The sequence below is a fragment of the Billgrantia montanilacus genome (assembly GCF_003336675.1).
GTDB classification, from domain to species: domain Bacteria; phylum Pseudomonadota; class Gammaproteobacteria; order Pseudomonadales; family Halomonadaceae; genus Halomonas; species Halomonas montanilacus.
In genome coordinates, this window is sequence record NZ_QPII01000016.1 from 46,377 (window position 1) to 61,829 (window position 15,453).

Consider the following 15,453-nt stretch of genomic DNA (forward strand, 5'->3'; position numbering starts at 1 on the left):
GGACGTGCCGACACTTGCCGCCTGGCTGATGGTCGGATTGATCGCCCTGCCAGGCGGCGGCGCCCAGGCGAACGAAGGGGCCGGCGTCGATGAGACGGGTTTCCTCGGCGAGCTGTCGCCGAACACGCTTCCCGCGAATGCTTTGCCGATGGAGCCCCGGGTTCAGGTGCTGCCGGACATCCCCCCTTCGCTGCGGGCGACCCTAGACGCGGTTACCACGGCGGAGCTGCCCGCGGAGTCGGTATGGGCAGCACGCCAGTGGATGAACGAGATGGAGCCGCGTCTGGCCCGCTACGTCTCAAACGCCGCACTGCGCAAGGAGATGCTCGGCCGAATCTATCACGAGTCACGGCTGGCCGGCCTGGCGCCGGAAATCGTGCTGGCGGTGATCCAGGTGGAAAGCGCCTTTCGTGCCGATGCCGTCTCCTCGGCCGGCGCCGTGGGCCTGATGCAGATCATGCCCTTCTGGATTCGCGAACTCGGCCGCCCGGCGGATGAGCTCAAGGACCCCTGGCTCAATCTGCGCTACGGCAGCACCATCCTCGCCCACTACCTGGCCGTGGAGCGCGGTGATCTCACCAGGGCGCTTGCCCGCTACAACGGCAGCCTGGGCAAGACCTGGTATCCGGAACGGGTAATGGCCGCCTGGCGCAGCCACTGGTGGATTGCTCGCTGAACCTGAGCCCCTGTTCAAGATTCCAGGCGTACCTGCCGATATGGGATAGGCAACATGCCCCGACGATTCCCAGCCATAGGAGCGCTCCATGACCCACCTGCGCGGCACACTCGCCCGAGCCGCCTGGCTGTTTCTTTGCCTGGGAATGCTGGCCCCGGCCGCACAGGCCACCCGCATCGTCATCATCGATGCGGACAGCGGTGACCCTCTTGAGAATGCCGTGGTCGAGATCCAGACCGGTACAGCGGAGCCGACGCAGTCTGCCGAGGTCATGCAGCGTGACGCGGCCTTCCACCCCCACGTCTCGGTCATTCCTACCGGCAGCGCAGTGAGCTTTCCCAATCGCGACACCACCCGGCATCACGTCTACTCATTTTCCCCGGCAAAGGTCTTCGACCTTGAGCTCTATCTGCAAGAGACACCGCCTCCGGTGCACTTCGACCGTCCCGGTGTCGTGGTGTTGGGCTGCAACATTCATGATCAGATGCAGGCCTTCATCGTCGTCAGCGATGCCCTGCATGTCGCCGTCACCGCCGACGATGGCGTGGCCGAGTTCGTCGGTTTGCCCGCAGGCAGCCACGATGTGCGCGTCTGGCATCCTCAGCTCTCGGATACGCACCAGCAATGGTGGGAAGGCAGCGTGGCGTTCGGTCAGTCACTGACGGTGTCGCTGTCGCTCGAGGGAACGCCGCCGCCGCCAGAGACGCTTTCCCCCCTGCAGCAGCGCTTTCGCGATGCCGCCCAACAGCACGCCGAGCAGAACTGAGATGGCGATATGACATTCCGCTTGCGCCTATTGGTGGTCATGCTGCTGGTTGTGGTGGTGTCACAGCTGGTCACCGGCGGTGCCCTCCTTCGCGCGATCACCCAGGATGCGCTGGAAAAAGGGAATCGCGACCTGGGCGTCGGGCTCCGCGTCCTCGAACAGGTGCTCGACGAGCGCGGCCGATTCCTGCAAGGCAACGTCGAGATCCTCGCCAATGACTTCGGCTTCAAGAGTGCTGTCGCCACCCGGGACACCGGCACGCTGCAGTCGGTGCTCGCCAATCACGGCGATCGCGCCGGTGCCGACATGGTATTGCTCGGCGACCTCGACGGCACGCTGCTGGCTAGCAGCCACCACCCCCAGGGAACGGCAATGCCCTTTCCCACACTTTGGGAGCAGGCTCGGGAGACGGGTGCAGCCGTCGAGGTCGTTATTCAGGAGGGCAAGCCCTACGAGTTCGTGTTGTTGCCGGTCCGTGCTCCCAACCTGATCGGCTGGGTCGGCATGGGTTTCATGATCGACCAGACACTGGCCAGCGAGATCCACGCCCTGACCCGATTGGACATCAGTTTCATCACCCACCGGAATAGCAGCGGTGGACCGGGGCACCGGGTTTCGTCGCGGGAGGACCTCGACGCCGCGGCCCTCCAACGACTCACCGCCGAGCTCGACTCCGGGCGCTTCCTTCAGACGAGCGCCTTCACCGAGGACGATCGCTACCTTACTCGTGCACGGCTCCTGCAAAGTGATGCCGGCAACCAAACCTATGCGGTCGTCCAGGCATCCCGCTCCAGCCTCCTCGGCGCCTATCGCGATCTGCAGTGGCAGTTGGGTGGCGTTATCGCCGTGATCCTGCTCTTAACGGCGGCCCTGGCGGCCTGGAGTGCAAGAAGCATGAGCCACCCCTTGAGCGTACTGGCCGATGCCGCCAGGAATATCGGTCGGGGACAGAATCTGAAAAGCGTGGATGTAACCCCGCATGGCGAGATAGGCCTTCTGGCGGGTACGCTGCTCTCCATGCAGGAAGACATTCGCCAGCGCGAGCAGAGCCTGCTGCATCAGTCCCGCCATGACCGGCTTACCGGTCTGCCCAATCGCAGCTCGGCCCAGGATGATATCGAGGTTCTGGTCCGCCAGCAGACCCGGTTCAGCCTGCTACGCATGGAGATACTCGATTTTCGGCGCATCAATGACACCTTTGGCTACGCCCTTGGCGATCGCGTGCTGATCACCCTGGCCCAGCGGCTCAGAGACCTTCCGTCCCCCGTGCGCAACGCCTACCGCCTGGGAACCGACGAATTCCTGCTGGTGGTCGATGTCTCGGCATGCGATGACCGCTGGGTCGAGTCACTTCTGGCAGGGCTTTCGCAACCCATCGACCTCAATGGATCGCCAATCCATCCGAACCTGCTCGTTGGCGAAGCGAATTACCCTGACCATGGCAACAACGTCGACCTGCTGCTGCGCCGGGCCGATATCGCCCTGCATGCGGCGAGTGCTCGACACCAAAGCCATCAACGCTACCTCGAGGGCCAGGACGAGGAGCACCTGCGCCAGCTCACTCTGATTCGCGACCTGCAGAGCGCCGTGACCTGCGATCAGCTGCACATGGTCTACCAGCCCAAGATCGATGCCAGTAGCGGTGAGGTGGTGGAATTCGAGGCCTTGATGCGCTGGCAGCACCCCTCCCTCGGTTTTATTCCGCCCGATGAGTTCATCACCCTGGCCGAGCGCTCAGGAAACATTCGGCCGTTGAGCCGCTGGATGTTCAACGCCGTATGCAGCCAGCTTGCCGCCTGGCAGTGCCAGGGACAGCGCCTCTCCGTGGCGATCAACCTCTCCGCCGCGGACCTCGGCGATACCGACCTGGTCGACCTGCTGCTCAACCACATGCGCCACCATGGCCTGCAAGCCGACCAGCTGGCACTCGAGATCACCGAGAGTGCCGTCATGGAGGACGCGATCCTGGCCAGCCATTCACTCAACCGCCTGCGCCAGGCTGGCCTGACGATTGCCGTGGACGACTTTGGTACCGGCTATTCCTCGCTGGCACAGCTCAAGCAGCTGCCGGTAAGCGAGCTCAAGATCGACAAGTCCTTCATCCTCAAACTCGATAGCGAAGAAGATGACGCCACAATCGTGCGTTCTACCATCGAGATGGGGCATAGCCTGGGGCTACGCATCGTGGCCGAAGGGGTCGAGAATGCCGCCAGCGCCACACTGCTGCGCGAATACGGCTGCGACTTCCTCCAAGGATACTGGATTGCCCGCCCCCTGGCTGCCGACCAAGTGCTCGAATGGCTGGTTGATAATGCTCCCTTCCCCTTCACCACGCCTCCATGAGGTGCGCCGAATGATGACTTCTCCCTTCTTGTTCATGGCCAGGATGATTCGCGATGCACTGCTTGTCATCGCCCTTTGCCTGTTCGCCGGCCAGGCGTTGGCCGGTAGCCGCCTACTCGCCACCGGCGGCGTCAGCCAGATCGAAGGAGCCGCCGGTGGCGGCCTGTCGCCATGGGGAGTACTGGCCGGCAGCGCCAGCGAAGGCGAGTTGGCAGCGACCGCTTTCATCAGCACCGCCCCCCTGAGCGACTACACCCTGACAGCGGGAGGCATAGCGCTGAACGTGCATGACCGTCTGGAACTCTCGTTGGCACACCAGCACCTGGCACTCGATACCCTGGGTGGTCGACTCGAACAGCAGATCGCGGGAGCCAAGCTGCGACTGTTCGGTGACCTGCTGTATCACCCCTGGGGCGTGTGGAGCCTCGGCGTGCAGCACAAGCGCCTGGATGATGGAAGCCTGCCGCGGGTGATCGGAGCACACGACGTTCAGGGTAATGACATTTATCTCAGCGGCAGCAAGCTAGTGTTCGCCGCCTTGGCCGAGCGCAACCTGCTGCTCAACCTGACACTGCGTTCCACCCGCGCCAACCAGGGCGGGTTGCTCGGCTTCGGCGGCGATCTCGAGCCGGGTCGCACGCTGGTCGCGGAGGGCTCGGTTGGCCTTTTTCTCACGCCTCGATGGATTATCGGCGCCGAGTATCGTCAAAAGCCGGATAATCTGAGCTTCGCCCGCGAGGACGATTGGCGCAGCCTCTACACTGCCTATTTCTTCAGCCCGCAGCTGTCGCTGACCGGTGCCGTGCTGGATCTGGGTGCAATCGCCGGACTCGAACACCAGCACGGCGGCTATTTGTCGCTTCAGTTCGCGCTCTGAGACGTTTGGAGGAAACTCAAATGAAACGTTTGGTACTCGCCCTGGCCATGACGACACTGCTGCTCGCCGGCTGCGGCCAGCGTGCAGACCACGCCACCCTATACGACGCACTGGGAGGTCGGCCAGGAGTTGAAGCCACCGTCGAGAACCTGATGTATCGCATCGCCGATGATCCCACCCTCGTCGGCTTTTTCACCAACACCAACATCGACCACTTCGCTGCATCGCTGGAACAGCAACTGTGCGACCTGGCCGACGGCCCCTGTCATTACGACGGCCCGCCCATGGATCGTGCCCATCAGCACATGGGTATCACTAACGCCGACTTCAATCGTCTTGTTGGGCATATGGAACAAGCGCTGATTGCCGAAGGGGTTCTACTGGGCGCGCGCAACAGGCTGTTGGGGCGCCTGGCTCCCTTGCACGGCGAGATCATGCGGCGACAATCGCCACCGGCCCACTGACGCCATTCTCACAACGGCTGCTCTGCCACTGAGGCTAGCAGTTTCGCGGTTGAGCGGGCCGGACTCGGGGCCAGATAATGCGCTGGCAGCGCAATCTCTTGACGTCGACGTCGCTGGAATCAGCTTTCCTCGAGGTTCAGATCGCTGCTGGAGACCACCTTCACTTGTGCCACTTGCCACCCGTTGCGTCCTCCGGCCTTGACGCGGTACAGGGCCTGGTCCGCAGCGGCATAGCCGGCATCGAAACCGGCCTGCCCGGCGATGAAGCGAGCCGCCCCAACGCTGAGCGTGACGGTGGCGGCGCTGGGATGGTCAGGGTGGTGCAGGGCCGCCTCGCGCAGGCCAGCCACCAGCCGCTCACAGTACCCGGTCAACACACCATCGTCGGCACAGTCGAACAGGGCGGCGAATTCATCGCCGCCCATGCGATAAAGTCGCGCCTGTCCACCCAACGTCTCGTCGATGAGCTCTGCCAGATTTCGCAACAGCTTATCCCCGTCAGGGTGCCCCAGGCTGTCGTTGTACTGCTTGAAGAAGTCGATATCGATCAGAATCAACCCCATGGGTTGACCCTCGCAGGCCAGCACATCCTGATGGAGTGCGCTGCGATTGCCTGCGCCTGTCAGCGGGTCGCTGAGCGCCCGCGTCATCCACTCCAGGCTCTCCCGGGTGGCACGCTCGGCACTGCGCCGGTGTCGCTCGTGCATCCACCAGAAGACCAGGCCAAGGGCGAAGATCACCACGCTACCGAACAATACCTGCCCCTGGTGCCGACGCGTGTCTTCAACGAAGGCTGACGTGACGCTGCTGCGCCGGTCCAACTGGTGCATCTCGATTTCGGTGAGACAGCGAATCGGGCCAAGCAGGCTATTACGAAGGTCACCAACCAGCACACTCTCTCCCGAGCGTAGCTTCACCTTCAGTTCATCGAGGGCGGCCAGGCTCGGCTGCGTACAGCTATATTCGTTGCGATACAGGCCGATATCGAAGAGGCTGTAGGCCAGTTCCATCTGGAAATGCGCCCGCTGCCGGTTCCCCGCGTCCAGCGGATCCAGCAGCAGGAGATCCAGGCTCTCCTGCAGGTAGTCACGGGAACGGGTCGCAAGCTGCTGTCCGGTCAAGTTGCCGGCCTGGCTGAAATAAGCGTGTATCTCGGGATAGACCCAGCGGGTCTGGTAGGCAATCAGCAGCACCAGAAGCGTAAAGCTCATCAGGCTGAGCCATAGCCAACCCAGATGCCGCTTCCAGTGAGGTGCCGGCTTCACGGCACCGCCTCTATGCGCTTGATCATCCACACCCAGTCGTTGAAGTTGCGCAGGTTCGCAGGATCCCGGTCACCGTAGTCGCGCTCGACCAGCCGTACCGGGCCCCGGTCACGCAGTGCCAGGGGCTCACCATCCTGATGCGTGACCAGGATCCAGTTGTCATCGTTCCAGCCGCCGAGGGCGACGTCATAATCATCCCAGGCGTAAAAGTGCAACGACTCCGGCACACCCCCGAAATGCTGGATCAGCAGGTCACGAAAGACCAGGCCGCGTATCTCGACCTCTTCTGCCAGATAGGGATCAAAGAAAGTGAACTCGACATCGGCCTGCTCGCGAAGCTCATCGACGGAGAGAAGGATTTCCTCTCCATTGTGCTGCAAGACAAGCTGATCGTGGCTGACCGCACTGACGGTCGTCGACAGCAGCATGCCGGCTGCCAACCAGGCAGCCAGAGAGATAAAGGATCGCGAAGATGACATGGGCTGCCTCCGTCCTGCAGATTGGTACGCTGGTTTCTTTTTGTTTCGACATTCTGACAGAGTTTATCACGAACAAAAAAATGCCGGCCCAAACGGGCCGGCTACTGGGGGGATAAAATCCCCCCTCCCCTGACGACTTGCTGTGCAGCTTGGCTCAGTGCTTCTTCTTGCGATGATGGTCGCGGATTACGAAGCCGACCCAACCTGCCATGAATGCGATCATCATCGCGACGGTGACCAGCCCGAAAATTACTGCGTCATCCCAGTACATGGTGTTCTCTCCCCGTCTCCGATGCGATGACTGCACTGTAGCGCGGCAACGCCGGGGGAAAACTGACCTGTATCAATTTTGCATCTACCCGCTATCCAGCATGATCCCGAATTTGATGCAGGTCAGTTTTCTGAGCCTTTCGGCTTCAGGGGAGCTTGCGGTCCTCGACCTGGGAGGGGTCGACATCCGGCGGCAGAGGGTGGCCCTTGGCCAGTTCGGCACGATTTGCCTCACGCACCGTGAGGACCTCGAGCCGGTAGTGCAGGGTGCGTCCGGCCAGGGGATGATTGGTGTCGATCCGCACCGTGTCGCTACTGACATCCAGGATGGTGACGACCTGCGGACCATCATCGCCCGCGGTCTGGAAGCGCATCCCCGGGGCCAGGTCATCCATGGGAAAGGCGGCGCGTCCCACCTCCTGCACCAGTGCCTCGTTACGCAGCCCATAGGCCTCGTCGGGCGCCAGGGCCACCGTCAGCTGAGCCCCCTCCTGCTGGCCCTCCAGGGCACGCTCCAGCCCGGCCATGATGTTGTCATGACCATGCAGGTACTCCAGCGGTGCCGATCGGGCCCGCGAGTCATCGAGTACGGTGCCCTGCTCGTCACTCAACACATAGTGCAGCGTCACGACCCGCTGCGGGGCAATTGTCATGGTGGCTTTCTCCTTGAGGTATCAGATTCGACACTAGCACCTGGCAAGCAAGCGCAACCAGCGATCCCGGAAGCTCAGCCCTGGGGACGTAACTGGGCCACGGGCATCACCAGCTGCTGCTGACGGTTCAACAGGTTGAGCAGCACAATGGCACGCTCCTCGCCCTTGTGGCTGGCGAAGACTGCCTGCAGGTCCTTGAACGGACCCTCGGTGATCTCGACGATCTCGCCAGCGCGAAAATAGACATTGGCGGTGGCATTCTGGTCTTCGACCCCCTTTTCGCGAAGCGTCTCGACCAGGGCATCCTCTACCGGCAGCGGCTTGTCACCAAAGGTGACGATCCTCAGTACGCCGCGAGTGGAACGAATCGGTCGCCAGTTGCTGGCCACACGATCCAGGCGAATGAAGATGTAATGGGGAAACAGCGGTTCATCCAACCAGACCAGCTTGCCGCCACGCTTCTTCTGCACCTCCAGCACCGGGTGAAAGAGGTCGTAGCCCTGGTTCCCAAGGTGTTCGGCGGCACGAAAGGACTCCCCCCCCTTGCACTGGATGACATACCAGCGCGGTTGGTCATCCTCGACATCGACCGGTGGGCGTTCGGAATCGCTCATGAAGGGCTCCTGATCGGGATATCCTGCTGGTATCGCTGCCGGGGCTCTGCAACAATCGACCAGCCGTTGCATACCGCTCGCCCCGCCGAGCGGTGGCCATTCTAACATTGTTGACCGTCATCGGGCGGCCCCACAAGGCCACCGAGCCACAAGGAGCGGCATACCGAATGTCCACCCCTATCGCCCGCCGCAGCTGGCGTTCCGCCCTGGCCATCTATCTACGCGCCCCCGTCATCACCATGCTGTTTCTGGGCTTCTCCGCCGGGCTGCCTTTCCTGCTGGTGTTTTCGACGCTTTCCGCCTGGCTTCGCAGTGACGGGGTGGAGGTCGCGGCAATCGGTTTCTTCTCCTGGATCGGGATCCTCTACTCAATCAAATTCTTCTGGGCACCCATTGTCGACCGCCTGGCCCTTCCCGTGCTGACTCGCCGGTTCGGCCAACGGCGTGGCTGGATGCTGCTGGCCCAGGCCATGATAGCCGCTGGCCTCATCGGGCTGGCCAGCCTCGATCCCAATCAGAACCTGATGCTGGTGGCCGCCTTCGCCCTGCTGGTTGCCTTCGGATCGGCCACCCAGGACATCGCCATCGATGCCTTTCGCATTGAATCCGCCCCGGATGATATCCAGGCTGCCATGGCATCGACCTACATCATCGGCTATCGCGGCGGCCTGTTGGCCGCCGGCGCCGGCGCCCTTTACGTGGCATCGTGGATCTCCTGGGAAGCCGCCTACCTCACCATGGCCGCCCTGGTGGGCATCGGCGTGATCACGGTACTGATACGCCCCGAGCCGGAGCGACTGTCACTGACGACCCAACTGATACATGAACCCCGGGTACGTGCCTTCATTCGTGCCAGCCGCGGTCAGCCGCGTCACCTGCGCCGCCTGGGTGCCTGGCTGATCGGCGCGGTGGTCTGCCCCTTCACCGACTTTCTGTCGCGCCACCGCCTCAAGGCGCTATGGCTGCTGGTATTCGTTGCGGTATTCCGCATCAGCGATCTCGCCATGGCCTCCATGGCCAACCCTCTCTACATAGACCTGGGCTTTTCGCTGGCCACCATCGCCAATGTCACCAATGTCTTCGGTATCGCCATGAGCATCAGCGGCGGCATCCTGGGCGGACTACTGGTGGCACGCTACGGTATCGGGCCGATACTGGTGCTCGGCGCAGCCGCGGCGACCCTGACCAACCTACTGTTCGCCGCCCTGGCTCTGGCCGGCCAGAGCCTGCCGATGCTGGTCATGGCCATCGTCGGCGACAACCTGGCCAATGGCCTGGCCAGCGCGGTATTCATCGCCTTCCTGTCGAGCCTGACATCGAGGGCCTACACAGCGACTCAGTACGCACTCTTCTCGTCGCTGATGACCCTGCCAGGCAAGTTCCTGAGTGGTTTTGGCGGTCTGGTCGTGGCCGCGGAGGGCTACGCCACCTTCTTCGTCATCGCTACGGCGCTGGGGCTACCGGCCATCGCACTGGCGATCTGGATCAGTCGCGACCAGGAGCTGGTACCGCGTCCATCGGCCCCGGCCGCCTGACATCCGAGAGGTGAACGGCACGGGCCTCCCCGAGCCGGCCCCCGGTCAACGTGAGAGATGGGTCTGTAGCCAGGCCAGGGCGCCGGGCGTGGCGCGCCACTGGTCGCGCATCAGGGTTCGGTACTGCCAGGCTTCGGCGCGGGTTCCCGGCTCGGCGACGCTATCCTGCCCCGTGGGCACCGGGCGAGGGTTCTCGGCACAGAGCATGGCCAGGGCGTGGGCGTTGTGATCGGCCACCTCCTGCAGCACCACCTCGGCCTCTTCCTTCTGCGCAAGGCGATAGAAAGCCAGCGCGCGGCCCATCAGCATGCCCAGCACTGGCGCCTCTTCACGCCGGGTCTCGGTCAACTCCAGCGCTTCCCGGTCGCGCCCTTCACGCAGGAGCTGGTCGAGGACCAGCTCCTGCAGCCCCAGGCTGTCCTGGTCGTCGAGCGTCAGTAGCCGTTCGGCCAACCGGCGCGACCGCTCCCGGGCACCGCGCTCCATACCCACCACCAGCGCCAAACCGGTACGCAACAGCACCGCATTGTCGGCACTGTCCCACAGGAAGGGGCCGTCACCCTCGCCACGGATGCGCTCAAGCCATCGCTCCAGGCGGTCGGCAAGCGGCTCGAACAGGCTAGGGGACATCCATGGAAGGCTGCCGAAGCGGCTGGTCAGCGCCAGCGCCAGGGATTGGACGACACGGGGTGAATCGAGCCATTCGGGGTGAGCGCAGAGCTGGTGCAGCCAGGTACCGGCTTCGCCCCAGGGATCACCCTCGAAGCCAAGCGCACTCTCCTCATCGACAGCCACCTCGAAATGCACTTGCCAGGCGGCAAAGAGCGTGTCCTCCCGAGCGTTGCTGTGATATTCCAGCTCACCTTCCGCGCTGTGGCGGATATCAAGCCCCGGTGCAGGCGGCAGCTCGGCCAGAAGGGCCTGCAACGCTGCCAGTGGCTCGGCCAGATCCTCCTCGGCGTTGAGCAACTGATCGGCCAGAGTCGCGCCTGGATTTTCGGCCAGGTCGGCCAGGAATTGAAGCTGGTCGGGCTCCAGCTCGCCCTGACGCTCCAGGCGGCGGAACCAGAAGCGTGCACGCTCAGCAGCCTCCTGCTCGTGGCCTTCGTGAAGCAGCAGCATGGCTTCGATATAGGCCAGGGTGGGCGAGTCGGGCAGCGCCTGCTGGGCACGCACGAAAGCCTCCCGGGCGCTGTCCAGGTCGTCGCTGTCCAGGTGCATCAGGCAGAGACGCTCCAGGGCAACGCCGCGAAGGAACAGCGGGCCTCGATCAAGCACCTCATCGAGCAGGTCGGCTCGCTTGCGGTTGAAGCCACGCTCCTGGTAGAGGTCGATCAGCAGCTCGAAGGCCGGTTCGGCCTGTACCGGCAGCCGCGACCAGTCGCCGCGATGAAACAGCGACTCAAGGATCTGCTGGGCGCGTCCACGCTGGCCGGTCTCGGCGGCGATCAGGCCGGCCTCGAGCAGAGCCTGGGCAGGCGCACGCCCGCTGTTCAAGGCGGCCTTGAGGGTCGGGCCCTTCCAGTCACGCAGCGACAACATCCACATCAGATGGTCGGGGACGTCGGCAGGCATCGCCACCGCACCGCAGCAGTGCTTGGTCTTGCGCCCAGAATCGCACCAGCAGGGTTCATTGCGCCCCGGGCGCGCCAGGGGCTCACAGGCAAAGTCGGCACGTTCGAGCGGGGTCTGACACCACAGCTCGGGAGCCAATGCCTGGGCCATAGCCAAGTCGCCGCCCATCAGGACGGCCCCCTCTTCACGCGCCCAGGCCATAAATGCCGGATACTGCTCGTCCTCACGGATCGCCGTCAGTGCCCCCGAGGCAAAGCCCAGAAGCTGTTCCACCCATACTGCCAGCATCGCAGTCTCCGCCAATCCCGAAAGCCGCATATTCTAACAGGGAAGCGCCGTTTCATGTGGGTTGCAAATGCATGTTCAAACACCTGGCCTTGGGTCGCCCCTCAGGGAAATGCTGCACAAATCGACGAGCGAGATGAAGCGCAAGGCGCACGGAGCACAGAACCGAGCGAAGCGACAAACAGCCGGAGGCTGGCCCCGAAGGGGCGAGAAGCCGAAGGCTGCGAGTCAACCGGAGCATATGGGGTATATGTGAGGATTCCGAGCACCGCGCAACGCAGCGATTCGCTCGCACAGTCATTTGTGCAGTGTTTCCTCAGCCCCGCGCCCACTCCAGCAGCGGCCGGGTACGGGAGTGCATGTCCAGCCTTGCGCCAAGACGCACGAGATTCCAGTAGTGGCCGTTGAGGGTGCGCGACAGGAGCAGGATGTCTGCCGGCGGCTGCAGGCGATCCATGGCGGCCCACACCTTGGGGCTGAGCTCCCGTAGCCGACGATGCATCCGTACGTCGGCAAAGTCCTGCACGCCCGGCTGAAACAGCGGCACTACCGCCTCGGCGGCCTCGCGGTACAGCGCCAGGGGCGCCCCCTGTCCCTGGCGTCCGCCGAGTTGGCGCAGGGCGTCGTCCATGGCCATGGGATCGTTGGCCAGTGCGGCATCGAGTAGCGCCATCATCGCCTTCAAGTGGGCATCCGCCACCGGTATCACCGCCCCAAGGTCATAGATCACCAGACGCCCCTGCTCGTCGGCGGCAAAATTGCCGGCATGGGGGTCGGCATGCAGCTCGCCATGGGCGAACAGTTCCTCGGTGAGCCAATCGGCCAGCGTCGTGGCGATGCGCTGGCGCGTGGCGTCGTCTCCGAGCTCCAGTTCACGCAGGGGCGTACCGCCCACGTGGCGCATGGCCAACACCCGTGGACCGGACAGATCGGGCAGCGGTTCGGGAATCACCAGGCCGTCGAGATGCGCATAGCGCTCGCGGTAGCGTGCCAGGGCACGCGCCTCGGCCTGGTAGTCCAGTTCGCTGCGCAGGCTGGCGGCAAGTTCCTCGAACAGCGCATCGAGCCGGGCTTGAGGCACCTTGAGCCAACGTCCGAGCCGCATGATACGCCGCACCTGCGCCAGGTCGCCCTCGAGGATCTCGGGCAGCCCCGGGTATTGCACCTTGAGCACCAGCGTCTCACCATCGTGGGTGATTGCCCGGTGCACCTGCCCCATGGAGGCACTGGCAAAGGGCCTGGGTTCAATCTCGCGGAAGTGGGTGTCCAACTCGCCGTACTGCTCGACCAGGGTACGCCGGATGCCCTCCCATGGCATGGGCTCGGCCTGGCGCTGGAGACGCGCCAGTTCGTCGACGAGATCGGGCGGCAGCAGGTCATCCCACTGCGCCATGATCTGAGCCAGCTTCATCGCCGGCCCCTTCAGTTCGGAGAGCCCCTCGAACAGTGCTTCGCCCAGTGCGCGCCAGTCGGCCTGACCGCCGAGGCGCGTGCGAATCACGGCGCCACCCGTGCGGGCACCAAGCCCTAGCAAGCGCCGTGTTCTTCCGCGTTCGCGCATATCACCGCTCCCCTTCCGGTTGCCTTGAAACAACAAAACAATGATACAGCAATTGTACAACTGGAAAGCAGGGTGACATCTGGCGGATGGCACGCATTACTGTAAGAATGTCCATACCTAAAATATCCATACCCAGAATTCCCATGGCTCCGACATGCGACTGATCATTGCCGAAAAGCCCAGCCTCGCCCGGGCCATCGCCGACGCCCTGCCGGCAAGTGCACGACGTGAGGAGGGCGCCCTGCACGCCGGCGATACCGTGGTCACCTGGTGCCTGGGACATCTGCTGGAGCAGGCACCGCCCGACGCCTACGACCCCGCCTACAAGCAGTGGCGGCTGGACCACCTGCCGATCCTTCCCGAGCGCTGGAAGCTGGCGCCCCGGCCCAAGGCTCGGGGCCAACTGGCGGTGATTCGCCGGTTGCTCAAGGGGGCGCGTGAGGTGGTGCATGCGGGAGACCCCGACCGGGAAGGACAGCTGCTGGTGCAGGAAGTGATCGAGCATCTTGGCTGGAAAGGCCCGGTGTCGCGCCTGCTGGTCAGCGACCTCAACCGCCCGGCGGTACAGCGCGCCCTGGCCCGCATGGAGGATAACAGCCGCTATCATGCGCTTTATCGGGCCGCCGAGTCCCGGGCCAGGGCCGACTGGCTGTACGGTATCAACCTCACTCGCGCCTGGACCCTGACCGGACGCCAGGCCGGCCACGACGGGGTACTCTCGGTCGGCCGTGTGCAGACGCCGGTGCTGGGGCTTGTGGTTCGTCGCGACGCCGAAATTCGCGACTTCGTCCCCTACCCTTTCCATGTGCTGTGGGCCGACCTCACCGTCTCAGGCGGCCAGCTACGCGCCTGGTGGCAGCCTGCCGAGTCGCACCGGCTCGACGAGCAGGGGCGGCTGCTCGAACGTCCCCCCGCCGAGGCCCTGGCCGCTCGCCTGCCCGGCGCCGAGGGCCGCCTGGCCTCCCTCGACGCTCGCCAGAAGCGCCAGGCCGCCCCGCTGCCCTATTCGCTCTCGGCGCTGCAGGTGGACGCCGCACGCCGCTTCGGGCTCTCGGCCAAGGGGGTGCTGGATATCTGCCAGCGACTCTATGAGCGCCACAAGTTGATCACCTACCCGCGCTCCGACTGTCGCTATCTGCCCGAGGATCATCTTGCCCAGGCACGCCGCACCCTGGAGAGCGCCTGTCACAGTGACGCCACGCTGCAGCAGTGGTTTGCCGGAGCGGACTTCACGCTGCGCTCCAAGGCTTGGAACGACAAGAAGGTGGGCGCCCACCACGCCCTGGCACCCACCGGCAAGCCGGCGGACCTGGGGCGGCTGGAGAAGGCCGAGGCCGATGTCTTCCGATTGATAGCCCGCAATGTCCTCGCACAGTTCTACCCCGCCCTGGAGACCCGCGAGGTAAAGGCCGAGTTCGTGATTCTCGACGAGCGCTTCCGGGCCAGCGGGCAGGTACTGCTGCAGCCCGGCTGGAAGCCGCTGTTCACCACCCGCGACGAAGCGCCGCCACTGCCGCCGCTCAGCGAAGGAGAAGCCTGTCGGGTAACGGACTGTGCCGTCGAGGATCGCGAGACCCGCCCCCCGGAGCCCTTCACCGATGCCAGCCTGATCAAGGCGATGATGAATATCGCCCGGTACGTCGACGACCCGGCCGTTCGCCGCACGCTGCGCGAACACGACGGCCTCGGCACAGAGGCGACACGTGCCGGCATCATCGAAACGCTGCTGGAACGGGGCTACCTGGTCCGTTGCAGCAAGGCGCTGCGCGCCACGCGGCTGGGCAGCGGCCTGATCGCTTCGCTACCCGAAGCAGCCTCCCGCCCCGAGCGCACCGCACTGTGGGAACAGCGGCTGGGCGCCATCGCCGAGCAGGACGCGGACCCCGCACCCTTCATGGCCTCGCTGATCGCCGACCTGCAAGCGCTGCTGGCCAGCGCCGATGCAGCACGGCTGCGCAGCGCCATGGCGGAAGCCCGGGGAGAAGCGGGGCCGACCGTGTCGGCGTCCCGGGGAAGAAGCAGCGGCAAGCCCCGCCGCAGCAGGAGCCGCGCCGCGCCCACTCGCAAGCGACGCACCCGCTGATCGAGGG

Annotated in this window: 14 protein-coding genes; 7 read left to right on the forward strand and 7 right to left on the reverse strand. The window is 64.3% G+C overall.

The window, feature by feature from the left end:
• The first annotated feature begins 4 nt into the window (after positions 1-4).
• The 5 genes from DU505_RS17595 to DU505_RS17615 all read left to right on the forward strand — a co-directional run bounded on the left by DU505_RS17595 (position 5) and on the right by DU505_RS17615 (position 5,126).
• Positions 5-676 (forward strand): lytic transglycosylase domain-containing protein, encoded by a 672-nt coding sequence (locus DU505_RS17595; RefSeq protein WP_422667059.1) that lies wholly within the window; start codon positions 5-7, stop codon positions 674-676.
• Between the two features lie 88 nt (positions 677-764).
• A complete protein-coding gene (locus tag DU505_RS17600; RefSeq protein WP_114480290.1) occupies positions 765-1,442 on the forward strand; it encodes a methylamine utilization protein in 678 nt (225 codons plus the stop codon).
• Between the two features lie 9 nt (positions 1,443-1,451).
• Entirely contained in the window at positions 1,452-3,785 is a 2,334-nt protein-coding gene (locus DU505_RS17605; protein ID WP_114480291.1) for a putative bifunctional diguanylate cyclase/phosphodiesterase, read from the forward strand.
• 10 nt (positions 3,786-3,795) lie between these two features.
• Entirely contained in the window at positions 3,796-4,662 is an 867-nt protein-coding gene (locus tag DU505_RS17610; RefSeq protein ID WP_245948041.1) for a DUF3034 family protein, read from the forward strand.
• Positions 4,663-4,682: 20 nt separating this feature from the next.
• A complete protein-coding gene (locus DU505_RS17615; RefSeq protein WP_114480292.1) occupies positions 4,683-5,126 on the forward strand; it encodes a group I truncated hemoglobin in 444 nt (147 codons plus the stop codon).
• A gap of 119 nt (positions 5,127-5,245) precedes the next feature.
• Here the strand turns inward: DU505_RS17615 and DU505_RS17620 are convergent, their stop codons facing one another.
• The 5 genes from DU505_RS17620 to rfaH form a co-directional block, all read right to left on the reverse strand.
• Positions 5,246-6,391 carry a GGDEF domain-containing protein gene (locus tag DU505_RS17620; protein ID WP_245948042.1) on the reverse strand — a complete coding sequence of 382 codons (1,146 nt, stop codon included), beginning with the start codon at positions 6,389-6,391 and terminating at the stop codon, positions 5,246-5,248.
• Positions 6,388-6,870, reverse strand: a complete 483-nt coding sequence (locus DU505_RS22945; RefSeq protein ID WP_245948045.1) for a hypothetical protein — start codon at positions 6,868-6,870, stop codon at positions 6,388-6,390. Before DU505_RS22945 ends, DU505_RS17620 begins: the two co-directional genes overlap by 4 nt.
• A gap of 154 nt (positions 6,871-7,024) precedes the next feature.
• On the reverse strand, positions 7,025-7,141 hold the full coding sequence (gene ccoM, locus DU505_RS23005) for a cytochrome c oxidase subunit CcoM (protein WP_281271464.1): 117 nt from the start codon (positions 7,139-7,141) through the stop codon (positions 7,025-7,027).
• Positions 7,142-7,286: 145 nt separating this feature from the next.
• Positions 7,287-7,793: an FKBP-type peptidyl-prolyl cis-trans isomerase gene (locus DU505_RS17630; protein WP_114480293.1), complete on the reverse strand. Its 507-nt coding sequence runs from the start codon at positions 7,791-7,793 to the stop codon at positions 7,287-7,289.
• A gap of 74 nt (positions 7,794-7,867) precedes the next feature.
• Entirely contained in the window at positions 7,868-8,407 is a 540-nt protein-coding gene (rfaH, locus tag DU505_RS17635; protein WP_114480294.1) for a transcription/translation regulatory transformer protein RfaH, read from the reverse strand.
• A 167-nt stretch (positions 8,408-8,574) separates the two neighbouring features.
• Here rfaH and DU505_RS17640 point away from each other — a divergent pair, with 167 nt between their 5' ends.
• Positions 8,575-9,942 (forward strand): AmpG family muropeptide MFS transporter, encoded by a 1,368-nt coding sequence (locus DU505_RS17640; protein WP_114480295.1) that lies wholly within the window; start codon positions 8,575-8,577, stop codon positions 9,940-9,942.
• 45 nt (positions 9,943-9,987) lie between these two features.
• On the opposite strand, the gene DU505_RS17645 is transcribed toward DU505_RS17640, so the two are convergent.
• Both DU505_RS17645 and DU505_RS17650 read right to left on the reverse strand, forming a co-directional pair.
• On the reverse strand, positions 9,988-11,805 hold the full coding sequence (locus DU505_RS17645) for an SEC-C domain-containing protein (RefSeq protein ID WP_114480296.1): 1,818 nt from the start codon (positions 11,803-11,805) through the stop codon (positions 9,988-9,990).
• A gap of 313 nt (positions 11,806-12,118) precedes the next feature.
• Positions 12,119-13,363, reverse strand: coding sequence for an ABC1 kinase family protein (locus DU505_RS17650; RefSeq protein WP_114480297.1), 1,245 nt, complete (start codon positions 13,361-13,363; stop codon positions 12,119-12,121).
• 154 nt (positions 13,364-13,517) lie between these two features.
• Here DU505_RS17650 and DU505_RS17655 point away from each other — a divergent pair, with 154 nt between their 5' ends.
• Positions 13,518-15,446: a DNA topoisomerase III gene (locus DU505_RS17655; RefSeq protein WP_114480298.1), complete on the forward strand. Its 1,929-nt coding sequence runs from the start codon at positions 13,518-13,520 to the stop codon at positions 15,444-15,446.
• The last annotated feature ends 7 nt before the right edge of the window (positions 15,447-15,453 follow it).

Coding starts and splice junctions, on each gene's coding strand:
- DU505_RS17630 (WP_114480293.1), bottom strand. CDS start 7,793: ATGACAATTGCCCCGCAGCGGGTCGTGACGCTGCACTATGTGTTGAGT.
- DU505_RS17615 (WP_114480292.1), top strand. CDS start 4,683: ATGAAACGTTTGGTACTCGCCCTGGCCATGACGACACTGCTGCTCGCC.
- rfaH (WP_114480294.1), bottom strand. CDS start 8,407: ATGAGCGATTCCGAACGCCCACCGGTCGATGTCGAGGATGACCAACCG.
- DU505_RS17605 (WP_114480291.1), top strand. CDS start 1,452: ATGACATTCCGCTTGCGCCTATTGGTGGTCATGCTGCTGGTTGTGGTG.
- DU505_RS17645 (WP_114480296.1), bottom strand. CDS start 11,805: ATGCTGGCAGTATGGGTGGAACAGCTTCTGGGCTTTGCCTCGGGGGCA.
- DU505_RS17640 (WP_114480295.1), top strand. CDS start 8,575: ATGTCCACCCCTATCGCCCGCCGCAGCTGGCGTTCCGCCCTGGCCATC.
- DU505_RS22945 (WP_245948045.1), bottom strand. CDS start 6,870: ATGTCATCTTCGCGATCCTTTATCTCTCTGGCTGCCTGGTTGGCAGCC.
- DU505_RS17650 (WP_114480297.1), bottom strand. CDS start 13,363: ATGCGCGAACGCGGAAGAACACGGCGCTTGCTAGGGCTTGGTGCCCGC.
- DU505_RS17610 (WP_245948041.1), top strand. CDS start 3,796: ATGATGACTTCTCCCTTCTTGTTCATGGCCAGGATGATTCGCGATGCA.
- DU505_RS17600 (WP_114480290.1), top strand. CDS start 765: ATGACCCACCTGCGCGGCACACTCGCCCGAGCCGCCTGGCTGTTTCTT.
- DU505_RS17655 (WP_114480298.1), top strand. CDS start 13,518: ATGCGACTGATCATTGCCGAAAAGCCCAGCCTCGCCCGGGCCATCGCC.
- ccoM (WP_281271464.1), bottom strand. CDS start 7,141: ATGTACTGGGATGACGCAGTAATTTTCGGGCTGGTCACCGTCGCGATG.